Raw genomic sequence first — 15,247 nt, 5'->3', positions numbered from 1 at the left:
ACTGCTCAGCCACGCTTCAGGATCAGGTTGTTCGCCCCGTCCACCGCGCCGGACCAGCCGCTGGCCAGCAGAATGGTCGAGGTGCCGTCCTCGATCAGCGCCGGCCCGGCCAGCGTGCTGCCAGCCGCGGGGCGCGGACCGCAGGCCGCCTGCTGTTCCGTGCCGCGCTCGAACAGAGTGACGGTCGCCGGCTCCGCGCCGCCGGCATCGCCTTCCAGTTCCGGCGGCGCGCCCGGCGAGGCTGCGGCGCGGGCGCGGAAGGCGACGATCTCGATGGCCGCGCCGCCCGCCTTGTCGAACTCGAAGACGCGGTGATGCGCTTCCGCGAACAGCCGGCCGATCGTCTCCGCATCGATCCCGCGGCCTTCGCCCGGCAGGTCGACGGCGATCTCGAAGGCCTGGCCGACATAGCGCATGTCCAGGCTGATCCGGGTCTCGATGGGACCGCCAAGTCCCAGTTCCTTCAACTGCTTCGCCGCGGCGGCGGAAACTTCGTCAATGGTCGCGCGGATCTCGTCCATCGCATCGGCGGAGAGGCGCGTTTGCCGCGTCACGCTCTCGAAATGGACGAAATCCGAGGCCAGCAGGCCATAGGCGGACAGCACGCCCGCCGCCGGCGGCACCACCACGGTGGCGATGCCGAGGTCCTCGGCCACCCGGCAGGCCAGCATGGGGCCGGCCCCGCCGAAGGGCGCCAGCGCGAAGTCGCGCGGATCGTGGCCGCGCTCGGTCGAGATGCGCTGGATGGCACGGACGATATTGGCCTCGGCCACGCGGATCGCGGCGTCCGCGGCCTCCGTCAGCGACAGGCCCAGGCGCTCCGCCACCGGCTTCAGCGCCGACGCCGCGGCGTCGCGGTCCAGCATCATGTCGCCGCCGAGGAATGTCTCGGCGCGGATGGTGCCCCGTACCAGGTGGCAATCGGTGATGGTGGGCGTCGTCCCGCCGCGGCCATAGCAGGCCGGCCCCGGCTCGGCGCCCGCGGATTCCGGGCCGACGCGCAACAGACCGCCATCGTCGATCCAGACCACGGAGCCGCCGCCCGCCCCGACCGTGGCGATGTCGATCACCGGCGTCTTCACGGGCAGCCCGTCGATCTCCGTGGACGGCGCGAGGTCGGGCTGGCCGTCGCGGACCAGGCAGACATCGGTCGATGTGCCGCCCATGTCGAAGGTGATGATGTTGCCGATACCGGAACGGCCGGCCTGGCGCGCCGCGCCGACCACGCCAGCCGCGGGTCCGGAGAACAGGGCCGTGATCGCGGACTTCGCCATGCCCGCCGCCGGCAGCCTGCCGCCGTTCGACTGCATGACCGAGAACCGCCCGCGATGGCCGCGTGCCGCCAGCGCCTCGGAAAAGCGGCCGAGATAGGCGTCGATCACCGGCTGCACATAGGCCGCAAGCGCCGTCGTGGAGGCGCGCTCGTATTCGCGGAACTCCCGGCAGACGTCCGACGAGCAGGTCACCTTGAGTTGCTGGAAGCGCGCCCGGATGGCGTCCGCCAGTTGCTGTTCGTGGGCCGGGTCGACATAGGCGTTGAGCAGGCAGATGGCCACAGCGCCATAGCCGTCATCCTCGGCCATGCGCTCGGCGATGCGCTCCATGGTCGACTCGAGATCGAGCGGCGTCGCCACCTTGCCGTCGGCGCCGATGCGCTCGGGCGCCTCGACCACATCGCGGCGGCGCACCACCGGCTCCGGCTTGGCGTAGGCGAGATCGTAGATGCGCCGGCGATTGTGGCGCTGCAGGAACAGGATGTCGCGCATCCCCTCCGTCGTCACCAGCATCACCCTGGCGCCCTTGCGCTCCAGAATGGCGTTGGTCGCCACCGTCGAGCCGTGAACGAGATCGTCGACCTGCGACAGATCCAGGCCTGCCGCCTCGATCGCCGCCAGAGCGCCCTCGTCCGGGCGCGACGGGGTCGAAGGCACCTTGGCCACCTTCAATCGTCCGTCCTCGCCGATGGCCACAAGGTCGGTGAACGTACCGCCGACTTCCACACCTACACGCATGCGCCCCAATCCTCCCCTGATCCGAGACCGTGAATCTCTACCACGGTTCGCCAGCTGGACGCAGTTCCACCATGAAGGAGCGCGCCGAAGCCGGCTGATGCGCGGTGCGGTAGATCTCTGCGGCCAGGTCGGCGGGATTCGCCAGCCTGGATTCGTCGATGTCCGGCCAGCGCCTGCGGACGAAGGGCATGTCGATCAGCGCATCGACCACGACATAGGCGACGTGGACGCCCTGCGGCCCGAGATCCCGGGCCAGCGCCTCGGCGACGATCCGCCCGCCTGCCTTGGACGGCGACCAGCCGATGAAGTCCGGCTTGCCGCGCAGTGCGCCGGTGTTGCCGGTGACGATCAGCCGACCCGTTCCGCGCTCGACCATGGCGGGACAGAGTTCCTGCGCCGTGACCAGCGGCCCCGTCGCGTTGACGCGGAATGCGCCCTCGAACTGCTCGACGGTCACGTCTTCGTAGCCGCCGAAGGCTGCGATCGCCGCGTTGTAGATGACAACGTCCGGCAGGCCCTGCGCCTCGACCACGCGCTTCAGCGCGGCGCGGTAGCTCTCGATGTCGGCGATGTCGGTGGCGAATCCGGTCGCGCCCGGGTTCTCGCTTTCCCATGTCGCCAACCGGCCTTCATGGCGCGCCATCATGGAGACGCGATAGCCGCCCGCAAGAAACGTCTGGACGACGTGCAGGCCGAGCCCCGGCCCGACGCCGACGACGAGACAGTGAGGCCGGCTCATCCGGCGCGACCCGCGGCAGCGTAATCCCTGGCTTCCATTCCCTGTCCTCCCTCTTTCTCCGCCTGTAACCTGTTGCCGGAATCAGGGGAGGCAAGCGCATGACGGAATTTCTGGAGGCGGCGGAAGCGGTGAAGCGCATTCCCGCCGGCGCCACGGTCTACATCCAGGGCTCGGCCGGGGAGCCGACGGATCTGGTTTCGGCGATCGCCGCCGACCCGGAGGCGGGCCGCGGCTGCACCTTCGTCGGCGTCGCCGTACCGGGGATGAACCGCAACGACTATTCGTCGCTGCACGAGAGCGCACGCGCCATCGCCTTCTTCGGCACGCCGGACAACCGCGACAGCATGGCAAGCGGGAAGACGGCGTTCATCCCCAAGCAGTATCACGCCCTCTACCGCTATCTGGAGCAGGACCTCGACATCGACGTCGCGCTGGTGTCGCTGCGCGAGGGGCCGGACGGGACCTACCGCCACGGCTTCGGCCTGGACAGCCAGTCCGCGGTCCTCGACAAGGCGAAGCTGGTGATCGCGGAGATCAATGCCGGCATGCCCGACGGCGGCAGCGCCCCGCCGGTGCCGGCGGACCGGATCGACATCGCCGTCCGCACCGACCATCCCGGACCGACGCTCGGCATTGGCGAGATCACGCCGGACGTGCAGGCGGTCGCCGACAACGTCGCCGCCATGATCGCGGACGGCGACTGCATCCAGATCGGGATCGGGACGCTGCCCGTGGCGCTCCTGCGCGCGCTCAGGACCAAGAATGATCTCGGCATTCATTCGGGCATGCTGGCCGACGGCATGCCGGAGCTGATCGACAACGGCAACGCCAATGGCCGGCGCAAGTCCATCGACACCGGGCTCCACGTGGCCGGCGTCCCCAACGGCTCCCAGGCGCTCTACGACTGGACCGACGGGCGGCGTGACATCGCCTGGCGGCCGATCTCCTACACCCATGATTCGGCGGTCATCGGCCGGATCGACAATTTCATCTCGATCAATTCGGGGCTGGAGGTCGACCTGTTCGGCCAGCTCAACGCCGAGACCGTGAAGGGCCGCCAGATTTCCGGCACCGGCGGTTCGGTCGACTTCATGCGCGGCGCGCAGCGCAGCCGGGGCGGCAAGGCGATCCTGGCCATGACCGCCACCGCCGCGCGCGGCAAGGTCAGCCGCATCGTCGCCGGCCTCGATCCGCTGGGGATCACGACCGGACTCCGCACCGACATCGACCATGTCGTCACCGAGCATGGCGCGGCCCATCTGAAGAACCTGCCCGTGCACCAGCGGCCCGAGGCGCTGATCGAGATCGCGGGGCCCGATTTCCGCGAGGAATTGCGCGACGCCTGGCACGACATGACAAAGGGCCTCTGGCCCGGCTGACCGGCGTGTGCTCTCCCGGCCGGTCCCGCGCGCACTACGACCGGCCGGGAAGGGGTCCGGGACAGGCTCGTCAGGCCCGAGGACGGCAACGGATTCGATCTGCTCGAGGCCTACTCGAACGGATGGCGTCGCCAACCAAGTCGTGGCCGCCTACTGCTGGACCCGTTGACGGGTCCGGCCATCGCGCTGCTGCTTCTCGAGGCCGCGCTGGAAATCGTCCAGCGTGATCCTGCGTTCGACGCCGCCATCGGCACCGAGGATCTCGTAGACCACGCCATCGCGCGCGGTCATCATCAGCAGGATGATGGCGCCGTCCGCCCCGCCGCCCTCGATATGGGTTTCGTCGCCGCGGTTGGCGCCGAAACCCGAAGCCCTGCGGGTGGTATTGGCAGGTCCGTGGTCCGGCACGGGATCGTAGAGACTGTGCTCGCCCTGCAGCACCAGCGTCTTCGTGGGGCCGACATGGCGGTGCGGCACGCACTCGGCGTGCGGATCGAATTTCATCAGCATATCGACCACCTGCGCGTCGTGATCGACGCTGAGCAGGTGGTAGTAGAGACCCTCGAATCCGGCGAAGGGCTTCCAGGCAATGGTGCGGTCGTCGAAGCGGTAGGTCTCGGTCATGGCGGCGTTCCTCCCGCCGCCCAATCTACGCGTCGGCTTCTATATGGTCCATGTCGTCGTCGGAGAAGCCGAAGTGATGGCCGATCTCGTGGATCAGCACATGCTGGACGACATGCTCGAGGTCCTCGCCCGTTTCCCGGCAGTAATCGAGGATCGGCTGGCGGTAGAGCCAGACCATGTCCTGGTCGCCGCCGGGATCGTTGACCGATTTCCAGGGCAGGCCGACGCCGTGATAGAGACCCAGCAGGTCGAGCGGATGGTCGATGCCGAGGTCGTCCAGCACCTCGTCATCGGCGTACTCCGCGGCGCGGATCACCAGTCCCTCGCAGTGCTGCGCGAGTTCCGGCGGTATCTCCGACAGCGCCTTCTCGCCCAGCCGGGCGATGGTCTCGAGGTCTGCGTCTCGCATGAATGCGCGGTTCATGACTTCCTATTTGTCTCCGCGGGCACGGTTTGGCAATGCTCTGGCGCAGCAGCGCCCTTACCAGCCGGCACCATGTGTCCTACATGCGGTGGGACCGACAACGCAGGCAACGGAGGCCGAGATGGGCGAGAAGCTGAGCGACAAGGAACGCCAGGAGGCGCTCACCGAACTGAAGGGCTGGTCGATGGTGGAAGACCGGGACGCGATCAAGCGGACCTTCGAGTTCAGGGATTTCAACGAGGCCTTCGGCTTCATGAGCCGCGTCGCCCTGAAGGCCGAGAAGATGGACCACCACCCCGAGTGGTTCAATGTCTACAAGACCGTCGAGGTCACGCTTTCGACGCACGACGCCGGCGGGCTGACGGACAAGGACGTCAAGCTGGCGAAATTCATGGACAAGGCGGCCGGTTAGGCGGCCCGGCGGCTACCCCGTCCACTCGCTGACGAACTGCCGCCAGTCGGCGCGGCGGGGACCGGCGAACTCGCGCTTGGGCCGCCCCACATAGATGAAACCCAGAAGCTGCTCGTCCGGGCCGATGCCGAGCGCCTGCAGCACGTGCCCGTCATAGGCCGGCGCGCCGGAAAGCCAGATGGCGCCGAGGCCCTCCGCCTGCGCGGCCAGAACCATGTTGTAGCCGGCCATGCCCGCCGCCAGCACCTGCTCCACTGGTGGGGCCTTCGGATGATCGGGCGTGATACGGGCGATGACGGCGATCACGACGGGTGAGCGGAGCGGCTTCTTGCGGTCCTTCTCGACCGCCCCGGCGTCCTCCCCGCGCTTCTCCGCTGCTTCGGCAAAGATGTCCCCCAGCCGGCCGCGCGCCTCGCCGCGGATGGTGAGGAACCGCCACGGCGTCAGCTTGCCGTGGTCCGGCGCGGTCATCGCCGCCGCGTAAAGCGTCTCCAGCTCCGCGTCCGTTATCTCCTCGTCGGTCTGCAGCTTCGGGCCGACGGAGGCGCGGTTGGTGACCAGTTCGATTGGCTTCATTCTCGGTTCTCCGCGTTTCGGTTCAGGCTGCCGGCATGGCGCGGTCGATCATCGGCTGCAGATCCAGGCCGTCGGGGAGCGTCCCGAAGGCCCGGCCCCAGTCTCCGTCGAGACGGCTGGCGAGGAAAGCGTCGGCGACGGCCGTCGGCGCAGCGGCGGTCAGCAACGCGCCCTGCCAGGTCATGGCCATTTTCTCGACGATGCGCCGCGCGCGCATCTCGATCCCCTCGGGCCGGGCGAACTCACCCGCCAGGTCGTCGATTGCCGCGTCCAGCCGCGTATCACGGCCCTTGGCGTCGTTGAGGCTCTTCAGGAACAGCTCCAGCGCATGGGGCTCGCGCTGCATGGCGCGCAGGACGTCCAGGCAGATGACGTTGCCCGAGCCTTCCCAGATGCCGTTGAGCGGCGCTTCCTTGAAAAGCCGCGGCATGATCGTCTCCTCGACATAGCCGGCGCCGCCCAGGCACTCCATGGCTTCCACGACCAGCGGCGTCACGCGCTTGTTGGCCCAGTACTTGGAAACCGAGACGGCGATCCTGGCGAAGGCCGCCGCCTCCTCGTCCGCCATGCCGTCGTCATAGGCCTGGGCGACAGCCATGAACATCGCCGTCGCGGCCTCCTGCTCGACCGAGAGGTCGGCGATGACGTTGCGCATCAGCGGCTGCTGGCTGAGTTTTTTCTGGAAAGCGACGCGGTGTTCGACGTGATGCGCGGCCTGCGCCACGGCCTGGCGCATCAGCGCCGTCGGCCCGGCGGTGCAGTCCAGGCGGGTGTGCATCACCATGTCGATGATCGTGCGGACGCCGCGTCCCTCCTCGCCGATCATCACTGCCCAGGCGCCGTGATACTCGATCTCCGAGGATGCGTTCGACTTGTTGCCCAGCTTGTCTTTCAGCCGCTGAAGCTGGAATGCGTTCCGCGACCCGTCGGGCCGCCAGCGCGGCATCAGGAAGCACGACAGCCCCTCGTCCGTGTAGGCCAGCGTCAGGAAGGCGTCGCACATGGGCGCCGAGCAGAACCACTTGTGACCGGTCAGTTCGTACTCGCCGCCCGGCCCCCCGGCGCCCAGCGGCCTTGCCCGCGTGGTGTTGGCGCGCACGTCGGAGCCACCCTGCTTCTCGGTCATCGCCATGCCGATGGTGAGCCCCGTCTTCTGCTCCGGCGGGATGGAGCGCGGATCGTATTCGTGGCTCATGATCCCCTTCCGCCAGGTCTCCGTCGCTTCCGGCTGGCGCTGCAGCGCCGGCATCGCCGCATAGGTCATGGTCAGCGGGCAGCAGACGCCGCCCTCGACCTGATAGGTCATGTAGAGCATCGCCGCGTACGCCGCATGCCCGCCCTTGCGCCCTTCCCAGGCGATCGAATGCTGTCCGTGGCGCATGCCGAGCGCCATCATGTGGTGGTAGCTGGGGTGGAACTCGGCCTCGTCGATGCGGTGGCCGTAGCGGTCATGGGTCTTCAGCACCGGGGGAAAGACATTGGCGAGCCGGCCATGCTCGAAGGTTTCGGCCCGGCCCAGTTCCTCACCCATGGCGTCGACATGCGCCTCGGCCCAGCCTGCGCCATGACGGTGCAGCGCTTCCTTCAACGCCGCATCGGAGCGGTAGAGATTGTAGTCCTCCAGCGGCGGCGGCTGGTTGCTGACTTCGTGGGTCGTAAGTTCGGCGCGGGGGCGGAGATGGGACATTCGGATCGGACCTCCCTGTTGCCGTTGAAGATAGTGCGGAACGGCGCGCTTGTCCTATCGGAGCGCGAGCGTCGGATCGACGCCCCGGGGCAGCAGCAGCCACATGGCGAGCGGCCGGTTGAGCCGGCCGGCCCTCTCGCCCGCCTCGTCGCCGGGACCCAGGAACAGATCCGCCCGCACCGGGCCGCGGATGGCGCCGCCGGTGTCCTGGCCCATGACCAGCCGCCGGATCGCCGCCTCGCTTTCGACGCCCGGCGCCTCGATCCAGAAGGGCAGGCCGAAATACCAGAGCCGGCGGTCGATGGCGATCGAACGCTCCGGCGTGACGACGACGCCCTCGGCGCCGATCGCGCCTTCCGTCTCGCGCTCGGTGAAGAAGACATAGGACGGATTGAGATCCAGCAGTTCGTGGACGCGGCCGGGATTGGCCTCCAGCCACCTCCGGATCGCCTGCATGGACATGTCCGCCGCAGCCACTTCGCCCCAGGCGATCAGATCCCGGCCGATGGCGCGGTAGGCGCGGCCGTTCTGCCCGGCATAGCCGACATAGGCGACCTCGCCGTCGGGCAGGGCGATGCGTCCCGACCCCTGGATCTGCAGGAAGAAGGCGTCGATCGGATCGGCGAGCCAGAGGAGGTCCAGTCCGCGGCCGTCCAGCGCGCCCTGCCGGATCGCCTTGCGGTCGTGATAGGGCACCAGCCGGTCACCATCGACACGGCCGCGGATCGTACCGTCGAGTTCGTCGCTGAAGTCGGCCAGGCGCGCAGTCACCAGATCGCCGGGCACGCGGTGCAGCGGCACATCGTAGCGCGCCGAGGGCTCGCGGCTGCCGGGATAGACGGGCTCGTAATAGCCGGTGAGCCGGCCTTCGCCTTCGGCCACGCGCCAGGCTGTCCAGTTTTCGGTCAGATGCGCCTTCAGGGCCGCGTCGTCCCCGGGAATCGCATTGCACGCCGCGGCCAGATACGGGCCCAGCGGATTGGCGCGCCGCGGCCAGTGGGCGCAGCTTCGCATCATGGCGGCGCGGAAGCCCTCGAGATTGTCGCCCCCCCAGCCGGGCAGCGCAGCCACGCCGGTCTGTTCGAAGGCGATGGCGGGAGGCTTCTCGGGCGGGCGCTCGGCCAGTTCGCGGAACAACAGCCACCAGAACCCGGCCAGCGCCGCCACCATCAGCGCCAGCGCCAGGGCGACGGGCGCGGCGTGCTTCACGGGCGGGGCCTCAATGCGCGGAGCGGGTGGAAATCAGCTCCCAGTTCGGATCGCGGGAGCGGGCATCCTTGGCAAAGGTCCAGATGTCGGTAACCACCGAAATGTCCTCGGCGTCGCCGGCGACGATCTCGCCGTCCTTGTCGCGGGTCACGGAGATCATCTCGGAGACGAACCTGACCGTGACCTCGGCCTTGCGGTCGACGACGCGCGCATCGACGATCTCGACGCTGTCGAAGCCGACGAGCTCGGTTTCCTGAGTCTGGCCCTCGGCCTTCCGCCGGTCGATGGCGTCGGTGAAATTCTTGTAGACCTTGCCGGCCAGCAGCGGCTTCAGGGCCTGCTTGTCGCCCTTGGCGTAGGACGTCACGATCAGCTCGTAGGCCGCCTTCGCGCCCTCGACGAAGCTGGCGCGGTCGAATCCGCCGCCGCTTGCCCGGCCGATCTCGTTGAGCGCGCGGTCGAGAGGCGTGGCGTCGTGGTCGGGTTCGATGTCGAAATCGGTATCCCGCGGCGCGTCCTGACCCGGCAGGCGGATCACGTTATCGTCCTGGCGGCCGTTCTTGGCGGGCTCTTCGCCGCGCCGGCCGACATGCGAACGCGGCTCTTCCTGCTCATGACCGGTCCTTCGCCCGAGCGTGTTCTTCAGCCGCAGGAAGAAGAACGCGGCGATCATGCCGAAGATTACGACCTCGAAAAACGGAAAGTCAGATCCCATATCACTCGCTCCGGCGTCTGGCGCCGGTCTTGGTTCCTGGCGCGCAATGTCTGCGTCGCCTGCTCTCGTAACATAGGCTTCGGAGGTTGCCCGAACAAGCCATGCCGCTACTGCTGCTCGCCTTATTCATCGGAATGCCGATCCTGGAGATCGCCGTCTTCATCGAAGCCGGCGGCTGGATCGGACTCTGGCCCACTCTCGCCATCGTGCTGCTGACCGGCATTGCCGGCACGGCGCTGCTCAGGATCCAGGGATATGGCGTGGTCCGCCGCATCCGCGAACAGATGGACCAGGGCCGCCCGCCGGTCTTCGAGATGTTCGAGGGACTGTGCCTGTTCGCCGCAGGGCTTCTGCTGCTGACGCCGGGCTTCGTGACCGACACGATCGGGTTCCTGCTGTTCCTGCCGCCGCTGCGCAAGGCCATCGCGCGGCTGATCGGACGGCGCATCCAGGTGCAGGTGAATGCGCGCGGATTCGGGCCGGGCGAACCGCCCCATGGCCCCCATGGTCCGGGCGGCCCCCGGCGCGATCCGGGCGGCCCGGTGATCGACGGCGAATACGAGACCGTGGAGCCCGACCGCGACCGTCTCAGGTCCTGAATTTCGCTGTGACAAGCGGGCCCCGCCATGCTAGCGGACAGGCCCCGAGACGTACCGAGCGGAGCCGAGAGACATGGCCGAGGAAACAGGCGACAACCAGCAGCCCCAGCAGCCCCCGCAACAGAACCAGCAGCCGCAGATCCGGCTGAACGTGCAGTATGTCAAGGATCTGAGCTTCGAGGCGCCGAACGCGCCGGAGGTCTTCCTGAAGCAGAACGAACAGCCGAAGATCTCGATCAGCGTCGACATTGACGCCCGCCGCATCGAAGGCAATGTCTTCGAGGTCGTGCTGAAGCTGGACGTCAGTGCGAAGCGCGACGACCAGCCCGTCTTCATCGTCGATCTGGCCTATGGCGCGGTCTGCACCATGGTGAACCTGCCGGACGAACAGATCGAGCCGGCCTGCCTGATCGAAGTGCCGCGGATGATCTTCCCCTTCGCGCGCCGCGTGATCGGCGATGTCACCCGGGACGGCGGCTTCCCGCCGCTGCTGCTCGACCCGATCGACTTCGTCCGCCTCTACCAGCAGAACAAGCAGCGCCAGCAGGCCACCCAGCAGCAGCAGGGCGAGGCAGAGAACTAGGCTTCGGACGCAGACCGGCCTGCGCGCAACGCGGCGTGCGCCGGCGCCGGCGGGCCGCTAGGCTCCTCCGGTTTCGCGCCACGGAGACCCTCCATGCATATCGCCAGCGCCTGGCCGGTGCTTGCACCGTTTGTCCTGCTGTCCCTGTCGAACATCTTCATGACCTTCGCCTGGTACGGACATCTCAAGTACCAGGGCGCCGCGCTCTGGATCGCCGTCCTCGCCAGCTGGGGCATCGCCTTTTTCGAATACTGTCTGGCGGTCCCGGCCAACCGCATCGGCTACACGGTCTGGAGCGCCGCCGAACTCAAGACGATCCAGGAAGTAATCACGCTTGTCGTCTTCGCCGGCTTCGCGGTCCTCTATCTCGATGAGAAGATCACCTGGAACCATGGCGCCGGATTTTCCCTGATCGCGCTGGGCGCGTTCTTCGTTTTCGCCAAGCCGATCTGACCGCGGTCGCCGCGGGGACGAAGCCGCCCTGCTCTCACGGTGGCGGCGACGGCCCGCGCCGCGTCTCAGGAATGCGCGTCGAGGAACTGCCGGATGGTGGCCGCCGCGGCCTCTATATGCTCGGGCTCCTTCCACCGCTCGACCAGCATGGCGTCGGGCGCGAGCTGGACCACGCGCCGCGAAGTCGCCTCCGGGTGGTAGGCGTCGTTGCCCATCATGACGAGCAGCGGGACCGGACATTTCGCAATGAAGGCCTCGCCCTGGCTGAACAGGAAGTCGTCGCCGCCGAACAGGTTGCGCCGGAAGGCCGCGAAATCGTCATCGCTGGCCTCCGGATGCTGCGGTTTCACTTCCTCGGCCCAGCCGTCGAACATGTCGAAGAAGATCCGGTGGTCGCCGTCCAGGCCGATGGGCTGCAGCATCACGGCCGAGGCCACGCGCTCGGGCGCGGCGTGCGCCAGCTCGGCAATGAAGGAACCGCCGATGCACATGCCGACGACGTGGAAGCGCTCGATCCCCAGATGGTCCATCAGGCCGAGCTGGTCGTCGCGGTACGTCGCCCAGCCGTCGGTGGGACGGATCGGCGCTTTCGAGCTGCCCGCATTGCGCTGGTCCATGGCCACGACCCGGTAGCCGTCGGCCAGACGCGCCATCGGATCCCAGGTCATCCTCGGCCAGTAGGACACGGCCGAGCGCATGCCGCCCGGCGCCAGCGCCAGCACCGCCGCCGGCCCGTCGCCGTGTACCTCGTAATGGATCTCCGCGTCCCCGCGCGTGAATGTGGGCATCTTGGCCTCCCCTGCCTGTTGTGGGCGATCCTGCGGAGCGCGGCCGAGGCGGTCAAGCGCAGGCCGAAGCATTCCGAAAAAGGAAGGATTTCGGAACACTGTCGGTTCAGTCCACAATGCGCCAACTCGCTGCAAACATGGAGGCGTCGGTATTTCGGGCGGATTCCGGTCATTCGCTGCGGCGACGAGAGTTCTGCGATCACGAAAAGGAGCGGACATTCAGAACTGCGCAGGGCCGCGGGGCGTCTTTATGCGCTCAGCCTGCTACCTCGGCTTGTGGATCAGGGATCAGGTGCGTGTCGATTTAAGTCACCGCCTGTTACGCCAATTGCCTCTGCGACGCTCTCAATCAATTGCGCCGCCTGCTGAACAAGCGGCGCTGAACGGTCCACCCTGAGCCTTGCATAGCACTCCTCAATGTCTGAACTCGATAGGTGGGCATCTGCGCCGCGCAGGTCATAGACACCAAACAGTGGTGTCATTCGTTCATATGCGTAGGTTTCCTCAGTGTATTTTGCCAGCAGTGCCTGGAGCAGCTTGAGCGTTCCTTGATCAGACTTGCCTTCTTCAAGAGCGCTGACGAGGCTTTTTTTGTTGATCCGTTCAATCGTAGCCTTCACTACGTCCTTCGCGAGAGATCGTAGCCCGTTTTCATCCGTCGCGCGGAAACGGTGAACTCTGCCCTCTAACTCTTCGATCTCGTGGTGGTCCCTAAGTAGCGTTGCGCCAAACTTCGCCCGGAATACATTGTCGAGCCACGAAAGAGCGTTATGGATCAAGAATTCTGGTGATCTCGTGCTCGCAGGTTGGCAGGCCATTTGAGCCTGCATCAGTTCGGCGGAAACTCCCCCGTCTGGACGACAATTATGCGCAACCCAGATGCGTCGCTCCCATAGTGGACGGCGAGCGACATCATAGGCATAGGCGTTGATGAGACCAAGCTTATTGACGCCAAAATGTAGTGCCGAATCGGGGGAAGGGGAAACGCCGCCTGTGTTTCGGGTATACCACTGCATCATTGCGCCACGGCGAGATAAGAGATCGTTTATCACCTCAGGTTTGAACCAAAGATATTTTCCAATCTCTTCATAATTCAGCGTTCTTAGATCAACCCTTCCTCCACCACCGTCGACTTGGACCGTAAGTGTCTCATCCGGTTCCTCATATCCAATTCGGCAGGGCTCTGCGGCAGGTTCGATCCATTCGCCGCGCCACATTTCACCGGTCAAGAGAAACCGCCCGCCATCATCGCCACGAACACCCTGTGTGCTTTCTGTCTCGGTGGCCTCATCGTCGTTTCCCGAGAAATCTGGGACTTCCTCTTCTGGATCGACGTCAGTTCTCCACGCTTTGAACAATGCCCAAGTGGTGCCTGGGAAATCGCCTGATGCGTCGATTTCGTTGCACCGGGCTTCCAGTCTGTCATTCGCCTCTGATACGAGCGAACAGTCTTCCGGCCAGTCAAACTTTGGATCTTCCTGCAGGATTGCTCGACGTTGGCGGTAATAGTATAGGCGAAGTGCAGCATTTCTCGCTGCTAGGTAATCCTTGAGATACTCTGCTCTAATTTCGACGAGTGCAACGGCTCCGTCGTCCTTCCGTGTAAGCCTGACTACTTGCTCATATCCTTCATTGGGACGCAGCCAATAATCACCCTCTTCGAGAAGCCCGTAGGCCATTACAAAGTCTTGATTGATGAAAACCTGCCTTTGATGAGCGGAATTGAGGTGCTGAGTTAAAACGAGTCTAAATCCTAGGCGCTCGTCTGGATCGTCGTAGAAAGATTCGGCCTCAAAATACTGTCCGCCATCGCTCAAGTAGGGCGTTGTGTTGTCCAGAGACCAGCAGTGCCAATCTAGTTCTTCTGAACCGCGCCGAGTTTCCCGGAGGCTCCGACTTGTGAGAAGAAGGAGCTGTTATGGGAACACAATCGACACGGTATCCGACGGAGGTTCGCGAGCGGGCGGTCCGTCTGGTTTTGAATCACCAGGGCGAGCACGCCTCGCAATGGGCAGCGATCGACTCGGTCGCGGCGAAGATCGGCTGCACGGGCGAGACGTTACGGCGCTGGGTCCGGCAGGCCGAGCGCGACAGCGGCATGCGGGCTGGTACGACGACCGACGAGCGCGAGCGGATACGGACGCTGGAGCGCGAGGTTCGCGAGCTCAGGCAGGCCAATGAGATCCTGCGCAAGGCGAGCGCCTATTTTGCCCAGGCGGAGCTCGACCGCCCACTGAAGCGATGATCGCGTTTATCGACGATCACCGGGAGGCTCACGGGGTCGAGCCGATCTGCAAGGTGCTGCCGATCGCCCCGTCCACCTACCGTGACCATGTCGCCCGGCGTCGCGACCCTTCTCGGCTGTCCGCTCGGGCGCAGCGGGATGAGGCCTTGAAGGTCGAGATACGGCGCGTGTACGAGGAGAACTTCCGGGTCTACGGCGTGCGCAAGCTGTGGCGGCAGTTGAAGCGTGAAGGCTTCGATGTTGCCCGCTGTACGGTAGCGCGGCTGATGCGCCAGATGGGTCTGGAAGGGGCGATCCGCGGCAAGCGGATAAAAACGACGAGTGGCGACAAGGCGGCGCCTTGCCCGCTCGACCGGGTCAATCGCCAGTTCCGGGCGCCGGCGCCGAACAGGCTGTGGGTCTCCGACTTCACCTACGTGGCGACCTGGGCGGGCTTCGTCTATGCCGCCTTTGTCATCGACGCCTTTGCCCGGCGTATCGTGGGCTGGCGTGTCAGCCGCACGGCCCATGCCGGCTTCGTCCTCGACGCGCTGGAACAGGCTCTTCATGAGCGGCGGCCCGTGCGGAGCAACGGGCTCGTCCACCATAGCGACAGAGGAAGCCAGTACGTCTCGATCAAATACACCGAGCGGCTGGCCGAGGCCGGCGTCGAGCCGTCCGTGGGCAGTGTCGGTGATTCCTACGACAACGCTCTCGCCGAGACGATCAACGGCCTCTACAAGGCCGAGGTCATTCACCCGCGCGGGCCGTGGCGCTCGTTCGAGGCCGTCGAGTTCGCTACCCTCGAATGGGTCGACTGGTT

At 66.2% G+C, this 15,247-nt stretch carries 16 protein-coding genes and 1 other annotated feature; of the genes, 6 read left to right on the top strand and 10 right to left on the bottom strand.

What is annotated here, in order from left to right:
• Positions 1-5: 5 nt before the first annotated feature.
• Positions 6-2,012, bottom strand: coding sequence for a hydantoinase/oxoprolinase family protein (locus tag CWC60_RS19410; RefSeq protein WP_109795586.1), 2,007 nt, complete (start codon positions 2,010-2,012; stop codon positions 6-8).
• Between the two features lie 37 nt (positions 2,013-2,049).
• The gene (locus tag CWC60_RS19405; RefSeq protein WP_109795585.1) at positions 2,050-2,751 is read right to left on the bottom strand and encodes an SDR family NAD(P)-dependent oxidoreductase; all 702 of its coding nucleotides are present in this window, start codon (positions 2,749-2,751) and stop codon (positions 2,050-2,052) included.
• A gap of 98 nt (positions 2,752-2,849) precedes the next feature.
• Here CWC60_RS19405 and CWC60_RS19400 point away from each other — a divergent pair, with 98 nt between their 5' ends.
• Positions 2,850-4,130, top strand: coding sequence for an acetyl-CoA hydrolase/transferase family protein (locus CWC60_RS19400; RefSeq protein ID WP_109795584.1), 1,281 nt, complete (start codon positions 2,850-2,852; stop codon positions 4,128-4,130).
• A 150-nt stretch (positions 4,131-4,280) separates the two neighbouring features.
• Here CWC60_RS19400 and CWC60_RS19395 read toward each other — a convergent pair whose 3' ends face one another.
• Positions 4,281-4,754: a cupin domain-containing protein gene (locus CWC60_RS19395; RefSeq protein WP_109795583.1), complete on the bottom strand. Its 474-nt coding sequence runs from the start codon at positions 4,752-4,754 to the stop codon at positions 4,281-4,283.
• A 25-nt stretch (positions 4,755-4,779) separates the two neighbouring features.
• On the bottom strand, positions 4,780-5,178 hold the full coding sequence (locus CWC60_RS19390) for a metallopeptidase family protein (RefSeq protein ID WP_109795582.1): 399 nt from the start codon (positions 5,176-5,178) through the stop codon (positions 4,780-4,782).
• 88 nt (positions 5,179-5,266) lie between these two features.
• On the opposite strand from CWC60_RS19390, the gene CWC60_RS19385 reads away from it, so the two are divergent.
• A complete protein-coding gene (locus tag CWC60_RS19385) occupies positions 5,267-5,590 on the top strand; it encodes a 4a-hydroxytetrahydrobiopterin dehydratase (protein WP_420891174.1) in 324 nt (107 codons plus the stop codon).
• A 12-nt stretch (positions 5,591-5,602) separates the two neighbouring features.
• Here CWC60_RS19385 and CWC60_RS19380 read toward each other — a convergent pair whose 3' ends face one another.
• Genes CWC60_RS19380 through CWC60_RS19365 form a run of 4 tightly spaced genes read right to left on the bottom strand, consistent with a single transcriptional unit; the run spans position 5,603 to position 9,777 of the window.
• Complete coding sequence (locus tag CWC60_RS19380) at positions 5,603-6,166, bottom strand: nitroreductase family protein (RefSeq protein WP_109795581.1); 564 nt, start codon at positions 6,164-6,166, stop codon at positions 5,603-5,605.
• A gap of 22 nt (positions 6,167-6,188) precedes the next feature.
• Entirely contained in the window at positions 6,189-7,853 is a 1,665-nt protein-coding gene (locus CWC60_RS19375; RefSeq protein ID WP_109795580.1) for an acyl-CoA dehydrogenase family protein, read from the bottom strand.
• Positions 7,854-7,907: 54 nt separating this feature from the next.
• On the bottom strand, positions 7,908-9,062 hold the full coding sequence (mltA, locus tag CWC60_RS19370) for a murein transglycosylase A (protein ID WP_109795579.1): 1,155 nt from the start codon (positions 9,060-9,062) through the stop codon (positions 7,908-7,910).
• A 10-nt stretch (positions 9,063-9,072) separates the two neighbouring features.
• Positions 9,073-9,777, bottom strand: a complete 705-nt coding sequence (locus CWC60_RS19365; RefSeq protein WP_109795578.1) for a Tim44/TimA family putative adaptor protein — start codon at positions 9,775-9,777, stop codon at positions 9,073-9,075.
• Between the two features lie 101 nt (positions 9,778-9,878).
• Here CWC60_RS19365 and CWC60_RS19360 point away from each other — a divergent pair, with 101 nt between their 5' ends.
• The 3 genes from CWC60_RS19360 (at position 9,879) to CWC60_RS19350 (ending at position 11,412) form a co-directional block, all read left to right on the top strand.
• Positions 9,879-10,376 (top strand): FxsA family protein, encoded by a 498-nt coding sequence (locus CWC60_RS19360; RefSeq protein ID WP_109795577.1) that lies wholly within the window; start codon positions 9,879-9,881, stop codon positions 10,374-10,376.
• A 73-nt stretch (positions 10,377-10,449) separates the two neighbouring features.
• Positions 10,450-10,959, top strand: coding sequence for a protein-export chaperone SecB (gene secB / locus CWC60_RS19355; RefSeq protein ID WP_109795576.1), 510 nt, complete (start codon positions 10,450-10,452; stop codon positions 10,957-10,959).
• A gap of 93 nt (positions 10,960-11,052) precedes the next feature.
• Positions 11,053-11,412 carry a DMT family protein gene (locus CWC60_RS19350; protein WP_109795575.1) on the top strand — a complete coding sequence of 120 codons (360 nt, stop codon included), beginning with the start codon at positions 11,053-11,055 and terminating at the stop codon, positions 11,410-11,412.
• Between the two features lie 65 nt (positions 11,413-11,477).
• Here CWC60_RS19350 and CWC60_RS19345 read toward each other — a convergent pair whose 3' ends face one another.
• Both CWC60_RS19345 and CWC60_RS23345 read right to left on the bottom strand, forming a co-directional pair.
• A complete protein-coding gene (locus CWC60_RS19345; RefSeq protein ID WP_109795574.1) occupies positions 11,478-12,200 on the bottom strand; it encodes an alpha/beta fold hydrolase in 723 nt (240 codons plus the stop codon).
• Between the two features lie 281 nt (positions 12,201-12,481).
• Entirely contained in the window at positions 12,482-14,017 is a 1,536-nt protein-coding gene (locus tag CWC60_RS23345; protein ID WP_125182830.1) for a hypothetical protein, read from the bottom strand.
• A gap of 101 nt (positions 14,018-14,118) precedes the next feature.
• Here CWC60_RS23345 and CWC60_RS19335 point away from each other — a divergent pair.
• A protein-coding gene (locus tag CWC60_RS19335; RefSeq protein ID WP_420891140.1) for an IS3 family transposase occupies positions 14,119-15,247 on the top strand; the annotation gives its coding sequence in 2 pieces (ribosomal slippage) (positions 14,119-14,413 and positions 14,413-15,247; 1,130 coding nt annotated over the 2 pieces). This gene is flagged as partial in the annotation.
• Positions 14,400-14,516 (top strand) — a sequence feature (AL1L pseudoknot). Its footprint overlaps the gene before it by 117 nt.

The sequence above is a fragment of the Minwuia thermotolerans genome (genome assembly GCF_002924445.1).
In the GTDB taxonomy this organism is placed as follows: domain Bacteria; phylum Pseudomonadota; class Alphaproteobacteria; order Minwuiales; family Minwuiaceae; genus Minwuia; species Minwuia thermotolerans.
Note: the sequence above shows the minus strand (reverse complement) of the source record. Positions and strands in the feature narration are given on the sequence as shown.

What these genes read in the sequence shown, in the direction of transcription:
- CWC60_RS19360 (WP_109795577.1), top strand. Translation starts at nt 9,879, where the DNA reads ATGCCGCTACTGCTGCTCGCCTTATTCATCGGAATGCCGATCCTGGAG.
- CWC60_RS19395 (WP_109795583.1), bottom strand. Translation starts at nt 4,754, where the DNA reads ATGACCGAGACCTACCGCTTCGACGACCGCACCATTGCCTGGAAGCCC.
- CWC60_RS19400 (WP_109795584.1), top strand. Translation starts at nt 2,850, where the DNA reads ATGACGGAATTTCTGGAGGCGGCGGAAGCGGTGAAGCGCATTCCCGCC.
- CWC60_RS19410 (WP_109795586.1), bottom strand. Translation starts at nt 2,012, where the DNA reads ATGCGTGTAGGTGTGGAAGTCGGCGGTACGTTCACCGACCTTGTGGCC.
- CWC60_RS19380 (WP_109795581.1), bottom strand. Translation starts at nt 6,166, where the DNA reads ATGAAGCCAATCGAACTGGTCACCAACCGCGCCTCCGTCGGCCCGAAG.
- CWC60_RS19405 (WP_109795585.1), bottom strand. Translation starts at nt 2,751, where the DNA reads ATGAGCCGGCCTCACTGTCTCGTCGTCGGCGTCGGGCCGGGGCTCGGC.
- secB (WP_109795576.1), top strand. Translation starts at nt 10,450, where the DNA reads ATGGCCGAGGAAACAGGCGACAACCAGCAGCCCCAGCAGCCCCCGCAA.
- CWC60_RS19365 (WP_109795578.1), bottom strand. Translation starts at nt 9,777, where the DNA reads ATGGGATCTGACTTTCCGTTTTTCGAGGTCGTAATCTTCGGCATGATC.
- CWC60_RS19350 (WP_109795575.1), top strand. Translation starts at nt 11,053, where the DNA reads ATGCATATCGCCAGCGCCTGGCCGGTGCTTGCACCGTTTGTCCTGCTG.
- CWC60_RS19345 (WP_109795574.1), bottom strand. Translation starts at nt 12,200, where the DNA reads ATGCCCACATTCACGCGCGGGGACGCGGAGATCCATTACGAGGTACAC.
- CWC60_RS19390 (WP_109795582.1), bottom strand. Translation starts at nt 5,178, where the DNA reads ATGAACCGCGCATTCATGCGAGACGCAGACCTCGAGACCATCGCCCGG.
- CWC60_RS19375 (WP_109795580.1), bottom strand. Translation starts at nt 7,853, where the DNA reads ATGTCCCATCTCCGCCCCCGCGCCGAACTTACGACCCACGAAGTCAGC.